The organism is Pedobacter duraquae, from assembly GCF_004362245.1.
GTDB lineage: Bacteria > Bacteroidota > Bacteroidia > Sphingobacteriales > Sphingobacteriaceae > Pedobacter > Pedobacter duraquae.
This window is the reverse complement of sequence record NZ_SNWM01000006.1, coordinates 326,161-345,204: the sequence shown is the minus strand read 5'-3', so window position 1 is coordinate 345,204 and position 19,044 is coordinate 326,161. Positions and strand designations below refer to the sequence as shown.

Below are 19,044 nucleotides of genomic sequence, written 5' to 3'. Positions count from 1 at the left end.
TGCTGCAAATTTAGCGATTTTTTTAAACGCGGCAGCTATAATTTAAGCGGTGTGTTCCGGGAAATCAAGCACAAGCAATTCCTGAGGGCAAAAAATTGCCGCTCTGGAGAAGAAGAGGTATGGTCAGACTTTACTTAACAAAAAACTTAAGCAGAAAACCAAGGACACCCTGAGCAAGATTAAAGCTCATATCAAACTTCTCATCAACCAATACAGAAAACTCTAAGACTTCTTTACTCATGGCACAAATGATGACTATTCCACCAAATATAACCGTTTGTATACCAAAAACCAAATCGGTATAGATTAAATTTATGTAAAGTATTTTGTCGTCTGAAGAATTAGGGAATGGTAAGTCGGGCTGTTAAAGCGCTGCTTTAACCAGGAAGGGAAGCAGTTCTTTCTGGAAGCTCACGAAGTTTTTTCGCACGTCCGAATCGCTAACTGAAGTAAAGGCGAAAGAGAACACGATGCTCTTGCTGGCCTTTAATAGGAAAGCAAGACCTTCTTTTCTTGAGGGGTTGTTTCTAAAGTGGTCCAGCTCCAGATAGGCAGCAAGTAAAAGTGATTCGAGCTGATCAGAGAGGTGCTTAAGAAACTCCTGGGAGTTGGCATTCTCACGTACAAAGTCCCAACCAATAAACTCGTTGCACACGGTATAGGTTAGGCGGCATGTTTTCATCACCAAAGCTTTAAGGTGTTCTTCCTCATTGGCAAACTGCGCTTTATTTTTAAGGATCTCGCGGAGGTTAAGATCCAGATAATCCATCAGGATCGCATCAAGCACCTGTTCTTTGCTCTCAAAGTATTTATAAATTGTTGCTTTGGCAATACGTGCTTTTTTAGCAATCTCGTTCACACTGGTCTTATGATAACCATATTTCCTGAACAAGTCTTTCGCTGCCCGGATGATGCTTTCTTTGATTTTTTCTGGTTCCATTAATTCGTGACCTGTAGGAGTTGCTGCCCTTGTAAACTTATACGATAGGCTTTCAGACTCCGTACCGCAGGGGCTTTTTGCGGACTTCCATCTAAAAGCAGAAATTTAGCACCTGTGCAGGGGTCAGTAGCCGTTATACCACCATCATCGGCAGTAATTTTGCAGAGTTGCTGTGGATTTACAGAACTACACCTGTCGTAAGCCCTGTATCCTGCGGCCGTATTCACAATTAGCAGGCCTGCAACACCCTGATCCGCCACAAGCAGCACACCGTTTTTTGCCTTGATGTTAAACTCCTGGATCGTTACCGTATAATTTACGGGCACTTCCGGAATATAATTATCACCCTTACCGCATCCGTTAAGAATCATCATCAACATACAAAAGCCGGCGAGTCTCTTCATCATTAAATCAGGGAGCTTTTATATTGTTTAAGGAATCTGGAATCGTTCTCAGAGAAAAGACGCAGATCTTTAATTTCAAATTTAAGGTTGGTAATCCGTTCTATACCCATTCCGAATGCAAATCCGCTGTATTTTTTGCTATCGATGCCGCAGTTTTCCAAGACGTTAGGGTCTACCATACCGCAGCCAAGGATTTCTACCCAACCACTGTATTTACAAAGCGGGCAACCGGCACCTTTACAGATGGTACAAGAGATATCCATTTCTGCCGAAGGCTCAGTAAAAGGGAAATATGAAGGACGGAAGCGCACTTTAGTACCTTCGCCATACAGCTCCTGTACAAAATAGAACAACGTTTGTTTCAGGTCGGCAAAGGAAACGTTTTCATCTACATACAGACCTTCCACCTGATGGAAGAAACAGTGTGCACGTGCAGATATTGCTTCGTTGCGGTATACGCGACCCGGCATAATCGCCCGGAAAGGCGGCTGACCGGCTTCCATCATGCGCACCTGAACGGATGAAGTGTGTGTACGCAGGGCGATGTCTCCTTTTTCGCCACCTTTTTTGATAAAAAAGGTATCCTGCATATCACGTGCCGGGTGTTCTTCCGGGAAATTCAGTGCAGAGAAGTTATGCCAGTCGTCCTCAATTTCCGGCCCTTCGGCAACAACGAAACCAAGTTTACTGAAGATGTCGACAATTTCGCGTCTCACAAGGGCTAAAGGATGGCGTGCGCCAACTTCGAAAGCTTCGCCCGGCAGGGTAAGATCCATGCCAGCATCCTTACCTGCCGAAACTTCTGTTTCAGCTTCTTTAAGATCCTGGTATTTTGCTTCTGCCAATTGTTTAAACTCATTTAAAACCTTACCAAGAGATCTTTTCTCTTCAGGTGAAACGGCTTTAAACTCGTCAAATATATCTTTGATGATACCTTTGGTACCTAAGAATTTAATTCTGAATTGTTCCAGCTCATCAGCATTTGCTGTATGGAAAGCATTAATTTCGGCTGTATATTGTGTTATCTTATCTTGTAACATAGCGCAAATATACAGCAATTTCGGCAATAATTTTATACCTCTGCGGGTTCAAAAATAGACTTCAGGTCTGCCTTACGGCAATAAATGAACCTGCAGAGGCTAAAAATGAAATCTAGATTACACCAAGTGCTTTTCCTACTTTGGTAAAAGCGGCAATTGCCTGATCCAGGTGATGCTGCTCATGAGCCGCAGAAAGCTGAACGCGGATTCTTGCTTTTCCCTGCGGTACTACGGGATAATAGAAACCGATTACATAGATGCCTTCTTCCAGCATTTTTGCTGCAAACTCCTGTGCAAGCTTAGCATCATAAAGCATCACAGGCACAATTGGATGCACTCCGGCTTTGATATCAAAACCTGCTGCAGTCATCTTTTCCCTGAAATACATGGTATTGTTTTCCAGTTTGTCTCTTAAGGCTGTTGTTTCGCTTAACATATCCAGAACAGCTACAGAAGCGCCTGCAATTGCCGGGGCTAATGTATTGGAGAACAGATATGGTCTTGAGCGCTGGCGCAGCATAGCGATAATTTCTTTTTTTCCCGATGTAAAACCACCCGAAGCACCACCAAGGGCCTTACCTAAAGTACCGGTGATGATGTCAATGCGGTCCGTCACACCACAGTGCTCATGTGTGCCACGTCCGTTCTTACCCATAAATCCTGAGCAGTGCGACTCATCAATCATCACAAGTGCTTCGTATTTATCCGCAAGGTCACAGATCTTATCCAATTGCGCTATCGTTCCGTCCATAGAGAAAGCGCCATCGGTAACGATAATGCGATGTCTGCATGCGGATGCCGCCTGAAGCTGTGCCTCAAGATCAGCCATATCATTGTGTTTATATCTGAAACGTTTCGACTTTGTTAAACGCACCCCGTCGATAATGGATGCGTGATTTAATTCATCAGAAATTATTGCATCCTGATCATTAAACAGAGGTTCAAAAACACCACCGTTGGCATCGAAAGCTGCAGCGTACAAAATAGTATCTTCGGTACCCAGGAACTTAGATAATTTCTCTTCCAGTTCGATATGCACATCCTGTGTTCCACAGATAAATCTTACGGACGACATGCCATAACCGTATTGATCAAGTGCTTTTTTTGCTGCGTCGATCACCCTTTGATCAGAAGACAGACCCAGGTAGTTATTTGCGCAGAAGTTAATCACATCCTGACCAGTGCTTACCTTAATATCTGCTCCCTGAGGGCTGGTAATTACACGTTCACGTTTAAATAAGCCGTCTTTTTCTATTTGTTCCAGTTCCTGCTGAAGCACAGGTTGTAATGTTTTATACATAGTGTCTTTATTGGTTGGCCAAAGTTAGGGAATAATACGCTTTCGCGGTAAACAATATATTTGCTTATTAACAAACTTTAACATAGATTTCCCTGTTAACACCGAAAAGAATCCGATCTTAGCATTTTTACATTAATATGAAACAACTCTATCTTGCGCTCTTCCTGATGACTACAGTGTGCTTTTCACTTTCTGCACAACAAGCCAAACTCTCAGGCACAGTAAAAGATACCTCGGGTGAGCCGGTATCATTTGCTACGATTTACATTAAAGGCACCTCTACCGGAACTTCAGCCAATATCGATGGCGTATTTACGTTGAAAGTTGATCCGGGTACAGTGACACTTACCTTTCGCGCGATCGGCTATAAGCCCACTGAAAAGACTGTTAATGTAGGTGGCAACGAGGCTTTGAATGTGGTTATGACGCCCGAGTCGTATACGCTTACTGGCGTAACGATCCGGCCAAATGCTGAAGACCCTGCTTTTGAAATTATCCGAAATGCAATTAAGAATAGAAAAAAACACTTAACAGAAGTTAGAGAGTTTGGTGCAGATGTCTATATTAAAGGTGTACAAAAGCTGGTTGGCGCACCTAAAAAATTCTTTGGCCGTGATATCCAGAAAACACTGGACCTGGATACCAATAGAAAAGGGATCTTATACTTATCGGAGTCGCAGTCTCGCTACAGCTATCAGCGCCCTAATAAAATCCACGAAGAGATGATCTCTTCAAAAGTTGCAGGTCGTAATAACGCCTTTAGTTTCAATAAGGCGTCAGATCTAAACGTTAACTTTTACAACAACCTCATGCTCGAAAATGTATTGAGCTCCAGAGGTTTTGTCTCTCCTATCGCAGACAACGCCCTGTTCTATTACAAATACAAGTTATTGGGCGTTTCAGCATATAATGGCGAAAGTATCAATAAAATTGAGGTGATCCCCCGCAGGGAGCACGATCCGGTGTTTAGGGGTATTATCTATATTACTGACGACAGCTGGAGAATTTTAGGCACTGATCTTTACCTGACAAAAAGTACGGGTATCAACCTGATCGACACGCTAAATATCGCCCAACAATTTATGCGGGTTGATAAGACCTACATGCCATCCAACATCAATTTTAAGTTCAACGGAAATGTATTCGGGTTTAAATTTGAGGGATATTATCTGGGTGTATATAACAATTATGACCTGAACCCTAATTTCCCTAAAGGTTTCTTTACCGGAGAAATTCTTAAAGTTGCCAAAGCTGTTAACAAAAAAGATTCCGCCTATTGGGTCAATAACCGCCCTATTCCCTTAACACAGGAAGAACGTTTCGATTATGTACGCAAAGACAGTATCGCTAAAAGGAAAGAGTCGAGGAAATACCTGGATTCATTAGAAAAGGTAAACAACAACTTCACGGTAAGCAAACTATTGTTAAGTGGCTATAGCATCAATGACAGATATGACAAAAAATATCTGCGACTTGATCCTGTACTACGGTCACTGTTCTATAACACCGTGGAAGGATTCGGAATAAAATATGGTGTTACCTATACTAAGGAGCTGGAAGACAGCAAACGGTACAGTATCAGGCCTGAAGTGCGTTATGGCTTTTCGAACCAGACGTTTACGGCAAACTTGAGTTCGAGCTACTATTACGATCCGATAAAAAAGGCTAGCGTCAATTTCTCGTTTGGCTCAGGTATTTACGACTTAAACAGGTATGGAACAATGAGTTTATTTTCCAACTCATTAAACTCCTTATTATTTGAAAGAAACTTCTCCAAGTTCTACAAAAAGAATTTTGTGAACATCAGCAGTGGCAGGGAGCTGGCAACGGGATTACAAGCGTCAGCAGCTATCGATTATGCCAAGAATTTCGATCTGGCAAATACTACAGACTACAAATTTGTTGATCGTAAAGACAGGGAGTTTACGTCAAACAACCCATTTACACCAACTGCAGATACCCGTTTGTTCCCAGACTATAAAGCTTTAACGCTGAGTGCAGTGCTTACCTACTCTATTGCTCAAAAATATATTACCCGCCCCGATGGCAAGTTTTATCAGGAGTCCAGGTATCCTAAACTGCAGTTGAGCTATCGCAAGGGAATAAAGGGGGCGCTTAACAGCGATGCCGATTATGATCTGGTGAACCTGGAAATCTCTCAGGAACGAATCAGCTTAGGTTTATGGGGCTATACCTCTTTTATGGTTAGTGCAGGAAAATTCCTGAACAATGCGGTGGTATATTACCCGGATAGCAAGCATTTCAGAGGTAACAACTCGTTAACCTCGCTGCCGGATCTCAGAAAATTCCAATTCCTTGATTTCTACCAGTACAGTACCGACCATCAGTATTTCGAAGCACATATCGAGCATAACTTTGCCGGTTTAATCACCAACAAGATCCCGTTGATCCGCAAGCTTAAGCTGGAGGAAGTAGCTGGGTTTAACTACCTCACGCAGCCTGACAAAAGAAATTACAAAGAGTTCTATTTTGGTTTGCAACGCCTGATTTTCAGGGCTACCTACGGTTTTGCGTACGACGGAAATAAAAAAGTACAGCAGGGATTCAGGATATCGTACGGATTTTAAGTCGGCAGTTAATTTACTGTTTTAACCTACCAGCCTCCTGTTCAGCAGCATTTGCCCGACGGGAGGCCTGTTTTACTGTTGAATTACCAAATGCATAGCTCATACTGAGTCTTGCAATACGACTTTCTCTTTTTTGATTAAAGCTTAGGTCTATGCCCTGATACCGGGTAACGCCATTGATAATCCTTTTGTTAAAGATATCATTTAAACTTGCCCGAATCATCAGCTTCTTGTTTAAAAAGGCTTTTTTTAAGCCTGCATCAATGAACGAAAAGTAATTAATTTTATCTAGCCCATATGTTAATCCAGATTGATACACAAAGGCCAGTTCAGTAACTATGCCTCCCGGGAGATTAAATGAATTACTCAAATTCAGGTTAACAGAAGTCTGACCGCCATGATAATCATTGTTATTGTAGGTATAATTAAAATCACTATGATAAACATTGAGGTTGTTGTTTATTTGCCACCATTTCAGCAACGTGAATCCAGCATACAGGTTAGTCGAATAATTCTTTACGGTATTTAGGTTTCTTTTAATGACATAGGTTCTTCCCGTCGCATCATCCTGCTCGGTAACGCCAATCATCGCATCCTTTGTAACAGTATATTCTACCGAAGTAATCAATACTCCTTTAAAGGAATGGGAGAATTCCACTCCGTTACTGTATTGGGGCGTCAGGAACTCGTTACCTTTCCAGAATGTCTTGTTATCAAATTCGCGTAATGCCGGGTTAAGGCTATCATAGTCGGGCCGATCGATGCGTCTGCTATAGGACAGACTAAGATCATTCCGATCGTTCAGCTTATAAGAAAGCGCCAGACTCGGAAATAAATCAATGTATTTATAATTCCTGTCAGACACATTAATCAGCCTGGCGCTGGCATTTGTCTGCTCTGCCCGCAAGCCAAACTGAATGCCCAGCCCCCCATATTGTCCGGCATAATCCAGAAACGCTGCGTTTATATTTTCATCGTAGACGAACCTATTGCTGAAGAGCCCTACGGACTGAAAATGTAGTTCATCACCAAGACTTTTGAGATACTGCAGATTATTATCAGTTACCACCCAACTAGATTTAAGCCCCATTTGCAGTGTTGTTGTTTTACTGAGCGGGTAGGTATAATTCACCTTCACAGTTTTAATATTGATATCAGACAAAGTGCTGTTCCGCACAAAATACAATCCGGATTTTAGATTGTACACCGTATCTACTTTGCGCTGATCATTTTCTTTGCCATAATAGGTTCCATAAACCAGATCTATTATAAGTTCCTGCCCTAGCGTATCCAGTTTACCGATATAATTTAAATTAAAACTGTTGTTATGAAAACGTTGCAGGTTCTGGTTAGCCACACGGGTTGTACCAACGATTGTATTTAAGCCATCTATAGTCTGAATGGCCGTATTTGAGGGATTATCCGGCGAAGCCGATCCATTCAAATATCCGTTATACAAAAAACCAATAGCATGCCTGGCATTGAGGCGATAATCGAGCCCAGCTTTATACGCATGATTTGTTTTTCGATCATGATAACCTGTATGCTGAAGGTAAGTTGTTGTAGCGCCAGCATAGCGCACTACCCTGTTTAGATTTAAAAACCCCTCCACACCATAGTCGCTATAATTATAATCGGCAAATGCATTCAGCTTACCGCCCCGGTAATTCAGGCTTGCCCCGCCATTGTACTTGCTTGTTTCACCATAACCTGCGCCAATGTTCACATTTCCATTAGCTCCAGACCGCTTATCTCTTTTTGTACGGATATTGATGATTCCCGCTGTACCTGCAGCATCATATTTAGCAGAAGGCTTGTTGATTAATTCTATTACTTCCACTTCAGAGCTTTGCATTCCCTGCAAAAGGGCAGTCAGCGCATCCTGACTCAGATAAGTTTGCCGCCCATCAATCAGAATCTGCACACCTGATTTCCCGGACATGGTAATGCCATCATCGTTTACGGTGATACCCGGCGATTTCTCCAGGACATCCATTACTGAATTACCAGTAAACCTGGAGGCATTCTCAACATTGACTACTATCTTATCCATGCGCCGTTCAATTAAAGGTTTCGTTGAAACAATGCTAACTTCATTAAGCTGTTTGCTGATCGCCTCAAGCCTGATATCTGATCTGTTTTGCGTAGCGGATGTTGAATTTGCATCGAATGCGGTGCCGACAAATCGTTTATAGCCAAGTCCGGATATAGAGATCTGATAACTACCAACTTTAATTTTTTCAAAAAAATACATACCCTCCGCATTGGTAAGCGCTATTTTAAGTACCGTTGAGTCTCCAGGGTTCAGCAGCTCAACCAGGATTTGATCAAGTGGCCGGGAATGCTCATCTATAACATGCCCCTCAATGCGTACCATTTTATCCTGAGCTAATACAACTGGAAAATTAAAAGAAAATAGAAGCACAAGGAGGGCTAATAAACAGAGGTAGTTTTTACTCATGAGAAAAATTTATATCCTATGGATGTAAATTTCATATGCTTTCCATAAGAAAAACTTCATGTATCAAAATTATTCTTATTTTTGCAGCGTTAAACGCCGTTTGCAGCGGTATCAATATTTATGACACAATTTCAGACTTTACTTTACTATTGCTATTCACCTATAGCAAATGCCGAACAATTCGCGACAGATCATCTGGCTTTTTGTAAATCTTTAAACCTCGTTGGACGTATCATCGTTGCCGATGAAGGTTTGAACGGAACAGTCTCGGGCAGCAAAGAATCCTGCACAGCCTATATGGAGGCTATCCACGCCGATGCCCGTTTTGCAAAGACAGAATTTAAGATCGATGATGTTGCCGAGCCTTCATTTATCAAGATGCACTGCCGTTATAAGGCCGAAATTGTGCACTCAGGTATGCGTGATAAGACTGTGATAGATCCCAACAAGCAAACCGGCAAACACCTGGAGCCGGCCGAATTCAGGGATATGATCAATGATGAAGATGTGATCATCCTGGATGTGCGTTCCAATTACGAGCACAATCTGGGTAAATTTAAGAATGCAATTACACTCGATATAGAGAACTTCCGTGATTTTCCGGATAAGATCAATGAGCTGGCACAGTATAAGGACAAAAAAGTACTAACCTATTGCACCGGTGGAATTAAATGCGAAAAAGCGTCGGCGCTGTTGCTTCACCATGGCTTTAACGACGTGTACCAGTTGCACGGAGGTATTATTAAATATGGCAAGGAAGCCAACGGTGAAGATTTTGAAGGCAAATGCTACGTATTTGACAACAGGATTGCTGTCGATGTTAACTCAGTAAACCCTACGGTTGTCTCTAAATGCTTTAACTGTGGTACAGTTACACCGAAGATGATCAACTGTGCAAATCCGGAATGCAATGAGCATATCACACAATGTGATGCATGTGGTGAGGAGTTGCAGGGCTGCTGTTCTACAAACTGTGTTACCAACCCTCGTCGCCGTCCGTACGATGGAACTGGTTATTACGTTAAGGTTCCCCAACCGGTTAAAAACACTGTAAAGGTTTAATTATACTTGCGAAATACTATCTTCGTACTGCAAACCAAAAAACAGTATGAGACGAAGTATTTTTCTAAAGATTGCCTTAAGCGTAACTATTTTATTGGGTGTCCATAACCTGAGCTCTGCTCAGGCTACGCGTCCCTTCTGGAATGAAATTCAAAATTTCAAGCATAAAGACAGCCTTTCGATGCCGGCAACACACGGCATTGTATTCCTTGGCAGTTCATCTATCCGCAAATGGACGGATGCTGAAACCACATTTAAGTCGTACAATGTAATCAACCGGGGCTTCGGCGGTTCAACCCTGGCGCAGGCGGCAGACTATGTTAATGAGCTTGTATTTACGTATCAGCCAAGACAGGTTGTTATCTATAGCGGAGAAAACGATATCGCAGTAGATAAGATCAGTGCCGAAGAAACACTTTCAAGGTTGCAGAAACTCGTAACCAACATTAGAACAGGCATGCCGAATGTACCGATTGTCTTCATGTCGATCAAACAATCTCCATCGCGTGTAGAATTTACGGACGTCGTATTATCAGCAAATAAGCTCATCAAAAAATATCTGAAGAGCGTTGACCACACGACGTATCTGGATGTAAATGCAAAAATGCTGGACAGCAAGGGGGCCACACGTCCTGAGCTCTTTGAATCAGATATGCTCCACCTTAAGCCTGCTGGTTATGCCATCTGGGAAACAGCATTGAAACCTCTACTTCTTAAACCATAACCACCATGAGAAACCTGTATACACTATCCATTTCTCTGGCTTTGTGCTGTGCCCTGCCAGCGCATGCCCAACAAAAAAGAACGCTAATGAGACCGGTAACGGTTTCTGCGGCCGACCAGAAGATGAACGCTTTTGTGAAGAATCTGATGGCGAAGATGACGATTGATGAAAAAATCGGTCAGCTTAACCTCCCCTCAGTAGGCTTTGATGTTACCGGACCGATATTAAGTCAGGGTGTAGATCAAAAAATCGAGAAGGGCCTTGTTGGTGGCGTTTTCAACACGTATACACCTGCCGCTGTACGCAAATTGCAAGACCTTGCTGTGCAGAAGTCCAGGCTAAAAATCCCTTTACTTTTTGGTTACGATGTAATCCACGGTCACAAGACAATTTTCCCTATCCCCCTTGGTTTAAGTGCAACCTGGGATATGAGTCTGATTGAAAAAAGCGCACGCGTTGCAGCAAGGGAAGCCAGTGCTGACGGATTAAACTGGACTTTCTCGCCGATGGTGGATATTGCCAGAGATCCTCGCTGGGGCAGAATATCCGAAGGCGCTGGTGAAGACCCATATCTGGGATCTTTGGTAGCCAAAGCTATGGTGATGGGCTACCAGACCAATAGCCTGGGCAATAAAGATGCGATCCTGGCATGTATCAAGCACTTTGCGTTGTATGGCGCTGCCGAAGCTGGCAGGGATTATAACAGTACAGATATGAGTCTGATCAAGATGTATAACGATTACCTCGCTCCTTACAAGGCTGCGGTAGATGCAGGTGCACAATCTGCTATGGCCTCATTTAACGATATCAATGGTACGCCTGCTACAGCAAATAAGTGGCTATTGACCGACTTGCTGCGCAAGCAATGGGGTTTCAAGGGTTTCGTGGTGAGCGATTACACCGGAATCAATGAGATGGTAAGCCATGGTTTTGGCAATCTGCAAACTGTGAGCGCACGCGCCCTGGATGCAGGAACAGACATGGATATGGTTGGCGAAGGTTTTTTAGGCACCTTAAAATCATCATTAAAAGAAAAGAAGATTAGCCAGTCTACGATAGACCTGGCTTGTCGCAGAATACTGGAAGTTAAATATAAGATGGGCTTATTTGCTGACCCTTATAAATACATCAGCGAAGAAAGAGCCGCCAAAGAAATCCTGTCACCAAACAACAGACTTGACGCTAAAGTTGTGGCTCAGTCATCCCTGGTATTGTTAAAAAATGACAACCAGGTATTGCCTTTGAAAAGAAATGCTAAGATTGCGCTGATCGGCCCACTGGCAGATAACAAGAAAGAAATGATCGGAACCTGGAGTGCTGCCGGCGATGGCAAGGATGCCGTTACCGTTTACGAAGGTTTGAGACGCATCGCGCCTCAGATGGACATCACCTATACAAAAGGTGCAAACCTGATTGACGATCCGGCGCTCTTAAAACTAATTATAGGATATGGCGCAACGATAGAAACGGATGCAAAATCACCACAAAAATTAATTGATGACGCTGTAGCTGCGGCAAAAAAAGCTGATGTCGCCGTGGTAGTACTTGGCGAAAGTGCATTTATGGGTGGCGAAGCTACGAGTCGTACCAACCTGGATCTATTGCCTAATCAGAAAACATTACTTAAAGCCTTAACTGCAACAGGAAAACCTGTGGTTCTGGTATTAATGAATAGCAGACCGCTTACATTGGAATGGGAAAATGACAATGTAACAGGCATCCTGGAAACCTGGTTTGCAGGTACAGAGGCAGGAAACGCCATCGCCGAGGTGCTTGTAGGCAACTACAATCCTGCAGGTAAACTTACAACAACGTTTCCACGTAATGTTGGTCAGATTCCAATTTACTACAACCATAAAAGTACTGGTCGCCCTTACGAGGGAAATATTGCCGACCGCTATAAGTCACGTTATATAGATAGTCCTAACGACCCGCTTTATCCATTTGGCTTTGGCTTGAGCTATACCAGCTTTCAGTTTACCCCGGTAACGCTGAGTACTAAAAGCATCAATCCGAACGGGAAGTTGCAGGCAACAGTTACGGTTACGAATACCGGACAATATGATGGCGAAGAAGTTGTACAGTTGTACATCCAGGATATCTACGGATCTATTACCCGCCCGGTAAAGGAATTGAAAGGATTTAAGAAGATCTTCCTTAAAAAAGGCGAGACTAAAACCGTTACGTTCAATATTGGTGTTAACGACCTGAAGTTCTATAATGCCGCGTTACAATTTGTTGCTGAGCCCGGCGATTTCAATGTCTATGTTGGGTCAAACTCCAGAGATGTAAGCACAGCTAAATTTACGTTAACCAAATAATTAAAAATCGATACCCTGGACTATCCATGAAAGCATCTTTGAAATACGCTATTCTGTTATTAGTATTTTTGCTTTCCAGCGGATATTCCAGGGCCGATGAACTGAAGAGCATTGGTGTTCCCTATATCCAGAATTACGCGAAATCGGCATACCTTTCAGGCAATCAAAACTGGTCTGTTGCCCGCGATAAAAAGGGTGTGATGTATTTTGGAAATGCCCGTGGACTGCTGAGTTATGATGGCAAATACTGGCAGCAGTATGAAATGCCCAACAGGCAGATTGTCCGCTCGGTAGCTGCGGATCCTTCAGGCATCATTTATACCGGTGGATTTGGCGAATTCGGCTATTGGAGCACTAAAAACCGGCGTATGGTGTATACCTCACTTACGTCGCTGATCCCTAAGCCGCTTACATTAAATAACGAGATCTGGAAGATCTACACGGACGGTAAGAAAACCATTTTTCAGTCTTTCTCCACCATTTATATTTATCAGGATAAAAAGATCACCATAGCAGAAAGACCTGGTGCCTTTCTATTTCTCCATCAGGTAGGCAACAGATTCCTGATCGAAGTGCTTGGCAAGGGACTGTATGAGCTTAAGGGAACCCACCTGGAACCACTAAAAAATGATGGATCGCTCCTCCCTGCGGGCGTATTATCCATCCTGCCCTATAAAAATGGAGAGTTACTCATCGGCACCAGTAAGAATGGATTAATGCGCTACGATGGTGCAGGATACCGCCCTTTTAACACCCCTGCAGATGAATTCCTGAAAACCTTCCAGCTTAACAACGGCGCCAAAGTACTGGGGAAATACTATGCCTATGGTACAATTCTGAATGGACTCATCATTATTGATGAAAATGGCAATGTAGTGCAGCGAATTAATAAGGCCAGCGGACTTCAGAACAATACAGTACTGAGCCTTTTTGCTGATCAGGATCAAAATCTGTGGGCAGGCCTTGATAATGGTATTGACCGCATTGAACTCAATTCGCCCCTATATTTTTATTTTGATAAGGTGGGCCAGTTCGGCACCGTATATTCCAGCCTCATATTTAAAGACAATATCTACCTCGGCACCAATCAGGGGTTGTTCTACAGCAAATGGATGCCCCAAAATGGGAGTTCCTTTTACTTCCGGTTGATTCCCAATTCTCAGGGACAGGTATGGGACTTAAGTGAAATTGACGGACAGTTGCTTTGTGGCCATAATGAAGGAACTTTCAGGGTGACGGGTGATCAGCTGGAAAAGATATCATCAGTGAATGGCGGCTGGACAATTAAAAAGTTAAACAGCAATCCCAATTATTTAATTCAGGGAACCTATAACGGCCTCTCGCTTTTCAAAAAGGATGCTTCAGGTGTATGGAAGTTCTACACCAAGATTGAAAATTTTGGAGAGCCTTCCCGGTATGTAGAGCAAGACTCCAGAGGGGATATCTGGGTGAGCCATGCTTACAAAGGCTTATACAGGCTTACGCTAAGCGCTGATTTCAAAAAAGTTATTTCCTCCACTTATCTGGATGAGAAAAACGGACTCCCAGGCGCTTACAACATCAATGTTTTCACTTTCGAAAACAAGCTCGTCTTCAGTTCCGACGAGGGCTTCTACAGCTATGATGAAATCAGCAATCGATTTAGCAAATACAACACCCTTAATAAGGAGCTTGGCGCCTTTGCTACTTCCAATAAAATAATTCCCGCGGGAAATAAAAAGTATTGGTTTATCAACCATGGCAAGATGGGCCTTGCTGACTTTTCTGTTCCATGGAAGAGTAAGATCGAATCTAACCTGTTTAGCGTACTAGATGGAAGGATGGTACAGTATTATGAAAACATCAGTCGCATTAACGACCAGATTTCATTAATCAGTGTAGACGACGGTTTTGTAGTGTACAATGCTTCGGCGGGCGCAAAAGCAGATATTAAAGCACAGCTCCCTTCAGTATTGATCAGAAACATCTACGATTTAACAGACACCTATAAGCTCATCGCCGAAAACGGATATGATGAAGGTATCGAGATTCCATTTAGCAGGAACAACATTCGCGTTTCATATGCCCTGCCCTATTACAGGCAAGCGACAATAAAATACCAATATTACCTGGAAGGATATTCCAAAAACTGGTCAGACTGGAGTAACGCATCACAAAAAGATTTTACCAACCTGAGTGCCGGAAAATATAAATTCCTGGTTCGTGCATCTGTAAATGGCGGACTGAACACTAAAACTACTGTGCTCGAATTTCAGGTATTGCCCCCTTTCTACGCTAACAATTGGGCACTGGCATGCTATGTGATCCTGATTATTGTACTCGCTGTGATGCTTAATAAACTGTATCAGAAAAAATTGCTAAAAGATCAGCAAAAGATTACTGCGAAACTGCAGGTAGAAAAAGAAGCTTTTCTCAAAAGGGAGGCTGAAGCTACAGAAAAACAAATCATCCGGTTACAAACAGAAAAGCTCCAGGCAGAGCTGGCAGGCAAGAACCGCGAACTGTCCAACTCAGCCATGAGCCTGGTCTACAAAAATGAGCTACTCCAAAAGCTCAGTCAGGAGATCACAAAACTTAAGGACGAGAATGGTAAGCGTTTATCAGAAGATCAACTCAGAAAAATCCAGGGTGTGATTACCGAAGGTATGAATGATGAGCGCGACTGGAATCTTTTCGAGAGCAGCTTCAATGAGGCACATGAAAGTTTCTTCAAAAAACTTAAGGCACAGCATCCGGATCTTGTTCCAAACGACCTCAAATTATGTGCTTATCTGCACATGAATATGAGCAGTAAGGAAATGGCATCGTTACTAAACATTTCTCTTAGAGGTGTTGAAATTAGGCGTTATAGACTCCGAAAAAAGCTAAATGTGCCCCATGACATGAATCTTGTAGAGTTCCTTTTGGGCCTTTAGCACTACATCATTACCTCTCATAGCCCTGAATTTGCCACACACAAATCAAAAAAATACTACTTTTTGATTCTCCTGTAAACATGCCTTCAATCAATTAAGAAGCTCGTTTTTGGTTAAAAAAATCTCCAAAAAGCAATCTTGTAAATAGTACACACAGCAACATTGATGTAATAATGTTGAGGTACATTTTTTGTAAAGGCGATAATAGTGTCTGAGATTTATACCACAATTAAAAACCAAATTAAACAAGTATGAAAAGAAGCCTTACAAAGTTTTCTGTCCTCACTTTTCTATGTTTACTTTTTTTCAATAGCACTTTTGCACAGAACATCACCGTGCAGGGTACAGTAACTGATGCCGCAGACAAATCTGCTATGCCGTCAGTAAGCGTATTGATTAAAGGAGCAACAACAGGAACACAGACCGATGCCAATGGAAAATACTCCATCAGCGTACCAGCTAACAGCATCTTAGTATTCAGTTACGTCGGATACACAAGAAGAGAAATTCCGGTTAGCAACCAGACAACAATTAATGTAAGTATGTCGTCAGCCTCCCAAGACCTTCAGCAAGTTGTTGTAGTTGGTTACGGAACGCAAAAAAGAAGAGATGTAACAGGTGCAATCAGTAGCGTAAAAGGCGATGACATTGCCCGCATGCCTGCAACAAATCCGGTCTCATCTCTTCAGGGTAAAGTAGCCGGCTTAACGGTAGTCAATTCAGGAACACCAGGTGCAAGTCCGACAGTACGGATCAGGGGTATCAACAGTACAAATAGCGCAAATCCGCTATATGTAGTTGACGGTATTTTATCTGATAATATTGATTTTTTGAACCCTGGGGATATTGAGTCGATCGACTTACTACGCGATCCTTCATCTATAGCGATCTACGGTCTGCGTGGTGCGAACGGTGTTATAGCCGTTACCACAAAACGGGCCGCCAGAGGAAAAACATCTATAAACTTCCAAACTATGTTTGGTATACAGCATGTAACAAACAAGATCGATGTAACAGATGCAACAGGCTTTAAGAAACTGTATTCTGCTCAGCTGTCAAACCTGAGTGCTGCTCCATTTGACTTTACTAATTACACAGGGAATACTGACTGGCAGGATCAGATCCTACGCAACGCCAACATCAATACCAATACATTGAGTATTTCAAATACTGGCGAAAAAAGCAGTACACTATTGAGCATTGGTTACAACAATCAGGATGGTGTTGTTAAGTATGATAACTATAAAAAATACATTGTCAGACTGACTGAAGAGATTAGCCTCAATAACAATATCAAAGTTGGTGGAAATATCACAGGATTCAGGTTTACATCACAACCCTCACCTGTTAGCTTAAATAGTGCGATATGGGCATCGCCTATTGTACCTATCCAGGTTAATGACAACACTTACTACAGCATGCCTTCATTCCAGCGTGCACAGGTGGGCAACCCGGTTGCGGCACTCAACAACAGAAGCAATGTATCTGTTAACGGGGGTTACCGTGCAGTAGGAAGTATCTTTGCTGAAGTAAAATTCCTGAAAGATTTTACCTTCAGATCTACTGGATATATAGATTTGGGATTCAATAACAACAGGTCGTACACACCACTGCCATTCAGATTTGTGAACATCGGAGAAAACGGTGCAGCAAATACAACAACCTTTGATCAGACTGCCAGAACAAGTGTAAGACAGGAACAAGCAGAGTACCGCTCTTTCCAACAGGATCATACGCTATCTTATGATAAAACATTAGAAGGCGGACATAAGATCAGCGCCATAGTTGGTTTCACCTCTATCTACAGTGCAAGCACCACCCAGAGTGGATCGCGCAGCGACAGTACGGTAAACATTCCAAACAGCCCGGATTTCTGGTATATCAACGTAGCCAATGCTTCTAACCCTGGTAATTTTGGAGGCGCAGGAAGCGAAAGCTCCAGTGTTGGTGCCTTTGCACGCGTAAACTATTCATACAAGGACAAATATCTGTTGAATGCTACCATCAGAAGAGATGGAAGCTCAAAATTTGCTCCTCAGAACCGTTGGGGTACATTCGGAAGTGTTGGTCTGGGATGGGTTGTAAGTGATGAAGATTTCTTTAAATCAATCAAAGGTATCGACTTCTTGAAACTAAGAGCCGCATGGGGTAAATTGGGTAATGCCAATGGTCTTGCCGATAACCTGTATCGCCCGGGAATTTCAAATGCAGGAACTGCTGTATTCGGAAATAACGTATACAGCTCTATTCAGGCTGCTTACATTCCTGATCCAAATCTGCACTGGGAAGTTGTTAACGGTACCGACCTTGGTTTAGATATGCGCGCACTTGATAACAGAGTAACAGCACAGTTAAACTTTTACAACAGAACTACCACAGATATCTTGACCTCATTGCCAATTCCTAATGATTCAAGATCGTACTTCACAAACCTCGGTAAAATCACCAACAAAGGTATTGAGGTGAGTCTTGGATGGAACGATAAGATTGGAAGTGATTTCACTTACAGCATTTCACCTAATTTCAGTTATAACAAAAACGTAGTTAACTCGATTGGCGATAACATCAACTTCCAGATCCTTGGAAACGGTGGTGTCAATAAAACTGAAACCGGAAATTCTATTGGCTATTTCTATGGATACAAGCAGACCGGTATTTACCAGTCGACAGCCGACCTTGGCAAAATGCCCAGGATGTCAAACTCTCTTCCAGGCGATATCGCTTATGAAGATGTGAATGGTGACGGTGTAATCTCTCCTGCAGACCGTACTTATCTGGGAACTCCATTCCCTCCATATAGCTACGGACTAAATGTAACTATGGGTTATAAAGGTTTTGATATGCAGTTGGAAGGTCAGGGTGTATCGGGTAATAAAATTTATACCCAACGCCGCACCTCTACTTTCGCGGTTTTAAATTACGAAAGCAACAGGCTTAATGCGTGGACTGGTGGTGGCACTTCAAATGTTGAGCCTATCCTGGATAACTCACGTGGTAACAACTACCTGTTCAGCACCTATTATCTGGAGCCAGGAGATTATTTCCGCATCCGTACAGCACAGCTGGGTTACACATTTGGTCCAAGCCTGTTTGGTAAAACAGGGATCCAAAAATTACGCATCTACGTGAGTGGACAAAACCTTAAAACATGGACCAAAGCTACAGGCTATACACCTGAGGCGCAGATCGGCAACATCCTTGGCGGTGGTGCAGACAATGGTGTTTATCCGGTGCCTGCAGTGTATTCGGTTGGTCTGAATGTTACTTTTTAATCGGCTTATTTAATTCA

At 42.7% G+C, this 19,044-nt stretch carries 12 protein-coding genes; 6 read left to right on the top strand and 6 right to left on the bottom strand.

The features are described from left to right. Positions 1-130: 130 nt before the first annotated feature. The 5 genes from CLV32_RS21120 to kbl all read right to left on the bottom strand — a co-directional run bounded on the left by CLV32_RS21120 (position 131) and on the right by kbl (position 3,684). Positions 131-241: a phenylalanyl-tRNA synthetase subunit alpha gene (locus CLV32_RS21120; protein WP_133558945.1), complete on the bottom strand. Its 111-nt coding sequence runs from the start codon at positions 239-241 to the stop codon at positions 131-133. 123 nt (positions 242-364) lie between these two features. Then, positions 365-940: a TetR/AcrR family transcriptional regulator gene (locus tag CLV32_RS21115; RefSeq protein ID WP_133558944.1), complete on the bottom strand. Its 576-nt coding sequence runs from the start codon at positions 938-940 to the stop codon at positions 365-367. Continuing rightward, on the bottom strand, positions 940-1,347 hold the full coding sequence (locus CLV32_RS21110; protein ID WP_133558943.1) for a Rieske (2Fe-2S) protein: 408 nt from the start codon (positions 1,345-1,347) through the stop codon (positions 940-942). Before CLV32_RS21110 ends, CLV32_RS21115 begins: the two co-directional genes overlap by 1 nt. After that, on the bottom strand, positions 1,347-2,384 hold the full coding sequence (gene pheS, locus CLV32_RS21105; RefSeq protein WP_133558942.1) for a phenylalanine--tRNA ligase subunit alpha: 1,038 nt from the start codon (positions 2,382-2,384) through the stop codon (positions 1,347-1,349). Before pheS ends, CLV32_RS21110 begins: the two co-directional genes overlap by 1 nt. A gap of 112 nt (positions 2,385-2,496) precedes the next feature. Continuing rightward, positions 2,497-3,684 carry a glycine C-acetyltransferase gene (gene kbl, locus CLV32_RS21100; protein WP_133558941.1) on the bottom strand — a complete coding sequence of 396 codons (1,188 nt, stop codon included), beginning with the start codon at positions 3,682-3,684 and terminating at the stop codon, positions 2,497-2,499. 137 nt (positions 3,685-3,821) lie between these two features. Here kbl and CLV32_RS21095 point away from each other — a divergent pair, with 137 nt between their 5' ends. Further along, complete coding sequence (locus CLV32_RS21095) at positions 3,822-6,272, top strand: DUF5686 and carboxypeptidase regulatory-like domain-containing protein (protein ID WP_133558940.1); 2,451 nt, start codon at positions 3,822-3,824, stop codon at positions 6,270-6,272. Between the two features lie 13 nt (positions 6,273-6,285). On the opposite strand, the gene CLV32_RS21090 is transcribed toward CLV32_RS21095, so the two are convergent. Beyond that, a complete protein-coding gene (locus CLV32_RS21090) occupies positions 6,286-8,733 on the bottom strand; it encodes an outer membrane beta-barrel family protein (RefSeq protein WP_133558939.1) in 2,448 nt (815 codons plus the stop codon). Between the two features lie 120 nt (positions 8,734-8,853). On the opposite strand from CLV32_RS21090, the gene trhO reads away from it, so the two are divergent. The 5 genes from trhO to CLV32_RS21065 all read left to right on the top strand — a co-directional run bounded on the left by trhO (position 8,854) and on the right by CLV32_RS21065 (position 19,027). After that, a complete protein-coding gene (trhO, locus tag CLV32_RS21085; protein WP_133558938.1) occupies positions 8,854-9,795 on the top strand; it encodes an oxygen-dependent tRNA uridine(34) hydroxylase TrhO in 942 nt (313 codons plus the stop codon). 46 nt (positions 9,796-9,841) lie between these two features. Further along, positions 9,842-10,519, top strand: a complete 678-nt coding sequence (locus CLV32_RS21080) for a GDSL-type esterase/lipase family protein (protein ID WP_133558937.1) — start codon at positions 9,842-9,844, stop codon at positions 10,517-10,519. 5 nt (positions 10,520-10,524) lie between these two features. Next, positions 10,525-12,840: a beta-glucosidase BglX gene (bglX, locus tag CLV32_RS21075; protein WP_133558936.1), complete on the top strand. Its 2,316-nt coding sequence runs from the start codon at positions 10,525-10,527 to the stop codon at positions 12,838-12,840. A gap of 26 nt (positions 12,841-12,866) precedes the next feature. Next, entirely contained in the window at positions 12,867-15,755 is a 2,889-nt protein-coding gene (locus CLV32_RS21070; protein WP_133558935.1) for a triple tyrosine motif-containing protein, read from the top strand. Positions 15,756-16,006: 251 nt separating this feature from the next. After that, positions 16,007-19,027 (top strand): SusC/RagA family TonB-linked outer membrane protein, encoded by a 3,021-nt coding sequence (locus CLV32_RS21065; RefSeq protein ID WP_133558934.1) that lies wholly within the window; start codon positions 16,007-16,009, stop codon positions 19,025-19,027. Positions 19,028-19,044 lie beyond the last annotated feature (17 nt).

Excerpts from the sequence above, each read along its gene's own strand:
- CLV32_RS21120 (WP_133558945.1), bottom strand. The coding sequence starts at position 241 with ATGAGTAAAGAAGTCTTAGAGTTTTCTGTATTGGTTGATGAGAAGTTT.
- CLV32_RS21065 (WP_133558934.1), top strand. The coding sequence starts at position 16,007 with ATGAAAAGAAGCCTTACAAAGTTTTCTGTCCTCACTTTTCTATGTTTA.
- bglX (WP_133558936.1), top strand. The coding sequence starts at position 10,525 with ATGAGAAACCTGTATACACTATCCATTTCTCTGGCTTTGTGCTGTGCC.
- CLV32_RS21110 (WP_133558943.1), bottom strand. The coding sequence starts at position 1,347 with ATGATGAAGAGACTCGCCGGCTTTTGTATGTTGATGATGATTCTTAAC.
- CLV32_RS21090 (WP_133558939.1), bottom strand. The coding sequence starts at position 8,733 with ATGAGTAAAAACTACCTCTGTTTATTAGCCCTCCTTGTGCTTCTATTT.
- CLV32_RS21095 (WP_133558940.1), top strand. The coding sequence starts at position 3,822 with ATGAAACAACTCTATCTTGCGCTCTTCCTGATGACTACAGTGTGCTTT.
- kbl (WP_133558941.1), bottom strand. The coding sequence starts at position 3,684 with ATGTATAAAACATTACAACCTGTGCTTCAGCAGGAACTGGAACAAATA.
- CLV32_RS21070 (WP_133558935.1), top strand. The coding sequence starts at position 12,867 with ATGAAAGCATCTTTGAAATACGCTATTCTGTTATTAGTATTTTTGCTT.
- pheS (WP_133558942.1), bottom strand. The coding sequence starts at position 2,384 with ATGTTACAAGATAAGATAACACAATATACAGCCGAAATTAATGCTTTC.
- trhO (WP_133558938.1), top strand. The coding sequence starts at position 8,854 with ATGACACAATTTCAGACTTTACTTTACTATTGCTATTCACCTATAGCA.
- CLV32_RS21115 (WP_133558944.1), bottom strand. The coding sequence starts at position 940 with ATGGAACCAGAAAAAATCAAAGAAAGCATCATCCGGGCAGCGAAAGAC.
- CLV32_RS21080 (WP_133558937.1), top strand. The coding sequence starts at position 9,842 with ATGAGACGAAGTATTTTTCTAAAGATTGCCTTAAGCGTAACTATTTTA.